General features: G+C 52.1%; 4 protein-coding genes. All 4 read right to left on the bottom strand.

The annotated features are described in order from the left end of the window. Nucleotides 1-297 (bottom strand): hypothetical protein (locus CYR55_RS22690; RefSeq protein ID WP_146001034.1); only part of this gene is annotated, 297 nt, incomplete at its 3' end. 244 nt (nt 298-541) lie between these two features. Then, nucleotides 542-1,381, bottom strand: a complete 840-nt coding sequence (locus CYR55_RS22685; protein ID WP_101818564.1) for an SPFH domain-containing protein — start codon at nt 1,379-1,381, stop codon at nt 542-544. Next, on the bottom strand, nt 1,378-1,590 hold the full coding sequence (locus CYR55_RS22680) for a hypothetical protein (RefSeq protein ID WP_146001033.1): 213 nt from the start codon (nt 1,588-1,590) through the stop codon (nt 1,378-1,380). The genes CYR55_RS22685 and CYR55_RS22680 overlap by 4 nt, the downstream gene beginning before the upstream one ends. A gap of 84 nt (nt 1,591-1,674) precedes the next feature. Beyond that, on the bottom strand, nt 1,675-1,863 hold a 189-nt coding region (locus CYR55_RS23670; RefSeq protein ID WP_101818562.1), incomplete at its 5' end, for a hypothetical protein.

Here is a 1,863-nt window from a genome sequence, read left to right as displayed (position 1 = left end):
CATTTTCTTCATCAGGCCGCTCGCCTGGGCGGCCGCATTGACGTACACAGTGTGGTAACCCTCTTCATCATCACCTACATCTTCAAACCCGCCGCCGAAAACACGGTAATGCGCCCATACCGTACCGGTGATGGACACCAGCTCAACCCATGCGTAAACGTCAGTGCTCAGCCCATCTTCAGTAACAACCTCATGCAGGTTATCGCTTTTGCCAATACGCAGGGTGTAGGTGTTTTCCAGCACTTTTTCGAAGAAATCTGTTTCTACAGTGGCATTCAGGTTGATGATGTTTGTCATCGCAACGTCCTTATATTTGCTGAGGCATTTTCGCCGTTTGATGCCGGCACATTCGTGCCCGTCTGATTGAGAATATACGCACAATTGTGCGCCTATGCAAACATTATTACGCACATTTGTGCGTAATAATGTTTGGCCGCAATTGCCCACGTACACAGATGCAGAGGATATGGGAACAGAGGGAGGGATATACGCAAAGAGCCGGCAATGTGCCGGCTCCTGGTAACATGGGATAAAGCGAGGTTTACTTCAGGCTAACGAATGGGGTCGCCGCGCCACTGGTCATGTATTGCGGCATGGTGCCATTCCATTTGTTGATCGCTTCGAGCTGCAACACTTCAGGGTTTTTACGCAAGGCATCACCGCGCAGCTCAATGGCATCAGCTTCAGCTTTGGCATGTAGCGTTGTAGCCTCTGCCTCACCGCGTGCCTGCTCGATGGCTTTCTGCGCCTCTGCTTTTGACTGGGCGATCTCATTCTCTCGCAGCAGCGCGCGCTGGGTGGCTTCAATCTTCGCGTTGATGGAGTCTTTGACCTTCTGCGGGTAATCCAGGTCATTTAGCCAGGACAGCTTAACAATGCGAATGCCCAGCGGATCCAGCTTGGCCTTAAGGTCATTGGTCACTTCCTCCAGCAGCTGGGTTTTACCACCAGCGGCCAGGGAATTGATGTCCATCTTCCCTGAGTGGTTGATCAACGCATCGCTGATGTTCTGGCGAAGGTTGATCTCAGTGATTTCATCAACGCCTTTACGGTAGGTCTGGAAGATTTTGGTGACCTTCGAAGGGTCAACAAAATACTCCACCCCAACTTTGGCTTTGATGTCCATGGAGTCGGATGTTTGGAAAGTGAACGGAATGTCGTAGTTATGCAGCTGGTTGAAGGTCGGGAATTGGTAGATTTCCTCGTTCCAGCCCAGCCAGTATTTACCAACCCCCACTTCTTGCTGCTGTACGCCCTTATCGGTGCCGTACAGATCGACCTTTACACCAACATAGCCTGATTGCACCGTCGCGCGCTCACAGCCGCTCAGCAGCAGCGCAGCCCCAACAACGCAGGAGAGTAAGATAGCTTTAAGTTTCATACTTCCATGTCCTTCTTTAGTGATTTAGAGATAGATGTGACCAGGCGTTTAATGGCGATATACACCAGCGCCGGGTACGCCACGGCCAGGATGATCCCTACCAGGCAGAGCAGTGAGCTGTTGGTGGAAACCAAACCAGGTACCAGGAAGCGATAAACCAAGACAGTAACCAGGGCGAGTGCAACTGCCAGAAAATAAGCTTTAACCAAACGGTAGATCCTCATATTGCCTGTAAGGGCGTGGTGGTGGGCGCAGCGGCATGGCCTCTGTTAGGAACCCATGCCGCTGTGGTTTTATGCGGTCAGCGCCTTCAGGCGGTCCATACCTTTCTCAAGATCGGACATCGCATCAATCAGGCTGTCCATGCTGGTGCGGATGTTGTGCGTGGCGCGCAGCAGATCGGTTTTGATGGGACCCAGGCGCTTATTGAACAGATCATTTTCCTGCGACTGCTGTTCAGCCAGGTCAGCCTGGCGCATCAT

Origin of the sequence: Chimaeribacter californicus (assembly GCF_002858675.1) — a bacterium.
In the GTDB taxonomy this organism is placed as follows: domain Bacteria; phylum Pseudomonadota; class Gammaproteobacteria; order Enterobacterales; family Enterobacteriaceae; genus Chimaeribacter; species Chimaeribacter californicus.
This window is presented reverse-complemented; position numbering and strand designations above follow the sequence as displayed.

Coding starts and splice junctions, on each gene's coding strand:
- CYR55_RS22685 (WP_101818564.1), bottom strand. CDS start 1,381: ATGAAACTTAAAGCTATCTTACTCTCCTGCGTTGTTGGGGCTGCGCTG.